Genomic DNA, 3643 nt, shown 5'->3' on the forward strand with positions numbered 1-3643 from the left:
CTCGCCCTGCTCTTTTTGCACCAGATCGTCGCGACCGCCCGCGCGATTTTATTATCGCGGGCTATATTCCTGCATCATCACCACGGGCAGAAACAGTACCGTTCCCACGATTATTATCGGCACAGCTACGATGGTGCTTATCGTATACAATAGGGCGTTGCCCTCGCAGCGTTCAGGCCTAACCTCGATGTTTGCCGGAATCGGAGAGCGCAGCCTATCGCTTGGCTTCATTATTTCGCTAAGATTTTTGATCTGTACGACGCGCGCATCGAAGTAGAAAATCGCTTCTATCTCGCCTTTTTTCTCATCGATTTCGATGCGGTTCGCTAGAGCTTTGATTTTGGCGACGTCTGCTCCTGCGGCAGAGTTTAAAAAAGCACTGAAGCTACCGCGCACCTCGCCGTTTTTCGCATCCATCACTTCGATCTGCACAAACTCGCGCTTAAGCCCCTTGGCGTATCCGCCATCGTAAAATTCCGAGATTTTCTTAAGCGACGAGCCATCCGTCAGCACATAGCTGAGCTTCTCGCCTACGATGTATTCCTTGCCATCGTTTATGAAAAATGCCGTGATCTTTTCGGGCGTTTCGTTCGCCCCAGGCACTACGTTTTGTTTGCACTGGCACCCCACAAGCAGGACAGCTAGTAAAACTGCGATAAATTTTTTCATGATGATCCTTTAAAATTTTAAATTAGCGTATAAATTCCGCAGCCAAAGCTCTATCTCAAAAAATTTCAGCGGTGAAATTTTACGTCGATACAATTTAGCCGTAGCCGAAATTTAGCCTCAAACGCAGGCTACTTCAGTGCCGCTTTGACCGCCTCGCTCAGCCGCTTGCCGTCCACGCTTGAGCCAAGCGCTTCTTTGGCGGCTTTCATCACGCGCCCCATATCCTTTGTGCCGCTCGCACCGAGCTCGGCGATTAGCGAGCTAACCTCGGCTGCAAGCTCGGCATCGCTTAGCTGCGCTGGCAGATAGGACGCGATGATCTCGATCTCGCCCTGCTCTTTTTGCACCAGATCGTCGCGACCGCCCGCGCGATACTGCTGTACGGAGTCGTTTCGGCGCTTGATCTCGCTTTGAAGTATGCTAAAGACGCGCTCGTCGCTAAGGCTGATGCGCTCGTCCACCTCGACCTGCTTAAGCGCGGCGTTAAGCATCCGCAGGCTGTCTCTGCGGAAGTGATCGCCGCTTTTCATCGCCGTTTTTATGTCTTCTAAAATTCGCTCTCGCACACCCATTTTTCACTCCTTTAGATTGAAATTTCGGCGCTAATTGTAGCAAATTTAAAATTTGGCTCGGGTAAATTTAAGAGGATGAAATTTTAAAATTTTAAAGATTTAGAGTGATTTGCGGCTAAATTTAAAGCTCGCGCGGCTACCCTTTGCAGCAAAAGCTCACGCACAAAAGGCTCGCGCAAAGCCGAGTAAAATTTAAAAGCCCCGCAAGGAATAAAATTCCTGCGAGGCAAAGCGAGTAATTAAAGCTCACAAAAGCTCTATTTAGCGCGCGAGAATATCATTCGCACGATTTGAAGCAAGAAGCACACGCTTCCAACCAAAAAGATCGTATCGCCGATGATGCGCGCCCAGCGGAGCCCATAGAGGCTATCTTTTTGCAAGAATTCCGCACTTCTTGCGTACCACATACCCACGTCGATCGCCGCAAACGCCTGCAAAATTCCAACCGGCAGAAGCGAGATTAGCACCATTAGAAGCAGACCCGCGTTAAGCGCCCAAAAGCCGATCTTCATAAGCGTATCGTCGAAGCTTTTTTGCCTGTAGATATACAGCGCCACGAGCCACACGAAGCCGAGCGCCAAAAAGCCGTATACGCCAAATAGCGCCGTATGAGCGTGCACTGCGGTGGTGTTTAAGCCCTGGATGTAAAATAGCGCAAGCGGCGGGTTGATTAAAAAGCCGAAAACGCCCGCGCCCAGCATATTCCAAAACGCCACTGCGATGAAGCAGTAAAGCGGCCATTTTAGACGCTTAGCCCAATCCTGCGCAAATTGAAGTTTGTAATAGTGAAACGCCTCCGAGCCCAAAAGCACCAAAGGAACGACCTCAAGCGCCGAGAAGCTCGCACCCACAGCCATTATCGGCGTAGTGGTGCCCGCAAAATAGAGGTGGTGGAAGGTACCAGGAATTCCGCCTATTAGGAAAATCGATGCGCTAGCAATCGAGGTGTAGGTAGCAAATTTCTTGCTTACTAAGCCCAAGGACGCGAACACGAACGCCAAAGACGCAGTCGCGAAAACCTCGAAAAATCCCTCGACCCAAAGGTGCACGACCCACCAGCGCCAATACTCCATCACAGGGATCGGCGAGCGCTGTCCGTAAAATAGCCCCGCGCCGTAAAAAAGCCCCACGGCGATAACCGAAGCGGTAAAGATCGCCAATAAATTCTTATCGCCCTCGGCTCTAAAGCCCGCGATAAAGCCGCGAAGCACGAGTACCATCCAGATCACAAGGCCCACAAACAGTATCAGCTGCCAAATTCTACCGAGGTCTAAATACTCGTATCCTTGATGTCCGATCCAGAAACTGCTGCTTGGATCCATCTTACCCGCAATCGCCATGTATTCGCCCGCGAAGCTGCCGACGACTAAGAAAAGAAGCGCGTAGAAAAGCACGTCCACGCCGAGCTTTTGAAATTTAGGATCCTTGCCGCCGTTGATGATCGGCGCTAGAAACAATCCCGCCGCCAAAAAGCCCGTAGCGATCCAGAAAATCGACGCCTGCACGTGCCAGGTGCGCGCTAGCGAGTAAGGGATATACTGCGAAATATCAAGCCCGAAAAAGGACTGACCCTCGATCGTATAGTGCGCAACAAAGCCGCCGATGAAGGCCTGAAATGCAAACAACGCAATCGCTACGAAAAGGTACTTGCCGAGCGCCTTTTGCGACGGCGTAAGCGCTAAAGCGGCGATCGGATCGGCGTTTAGCTTCGCAGGAGCCTCGAAATCCTCGTCCTTTTTGCCGTAGAAATTTCCAAACCACACCAGCAAACCAATGCCGGTAAGCAAAACAACGAGGCTTACGATAGTCCAAATGACGTTTTCCGTGGTAGGGACATTGTCTATCAGCGGCTCGTGCGGCCAGTTATTGGTATAGGTCGCCTCTCCGCTCGGACGATCCGTAGAAACCGCCCATGCAGTCCAAAAGATGAAATCCACGAGCTCGGCGCGGTGTTGCTCGTTTGCGAGCGTGTTTTCCTTCATCGCGTAATCCTCGCGAAGCTTTTTAAAGCGCGGATCGTTTCCGAAAACGCCCATGTACTCGTCTTTTACGACAGCCATGGCCTTCAAGCGATCATCGCTTAGCTTGACGGTGCCGTCTTTTACGGTGTTGGTGCGGTACTCGGCCTTGGTAAGCGCCTTGATCTGAGCCTTTTGCTCGTCATTTAAGGCATCAAATTTCACGCCGAAACGCTCCTGCGCCTTGATATCCATAAACGCGACCAGCTCCTTATGCAGCCAATCCGCGCTCCAATCGGGCGCCTGATACGCTCCGTGACCCCAGATCGAGCCTACCTGCATACCGCCGATACTCTGCCAGGCCTCCTGCCCGCGGTAAATACGCTCGGTGCTGATTAGCTCAGCTCCGCTAGCATCGGTAAATTTTACCACCGGCGGAGACTG

3 protein-coding genes are annotated in these 3643 nt (G+C 51.7%); all 3 read right to left on the reverse strand.

Annotated features, from left to right (window positions below):
- Window positions 1-51 precede the first annotated feature (51 nt).
- On the reverse strand, window positions 52-669 hold the full coding sequence (locus Q0095_RS06375) for a hypothetical protein (protein ID WP_297882426.1): 618 nt from the start codon (window positions 667-669) through the stop codon (window positions 52-54).
- 128 nt (window positions 670-797) lie between these two features.
- On the reverse strand, window positions 798-1241 hold the full coding sequence (locus Q0095_RS06380; protein ID WP_297882428.1) for a GatB/YqeY domain-containing protein: 444 nt from the start codon (window positions 1239-1241) through the stop codon (window positions 798-800).
- A gap of 257 nt (window positions 1242-1498) precedes the next feature.
- Window positions 1499-3643: nitric-oxide reductase large subunit (locus Q0095_RS06385; protein ID WP_297882430.1), on the reverse strand; the 2145-nt coding region annotated here is incomplete at its 5' end.

This window comes from uncultured Campylobacter sp. (genome assembly GCF_938045535.1).
Lineage (GTDB): Bacteria > Campylobacterota > Campylobacteria > Campylobacterales > Campylobacteraceae > Campylobacter_B.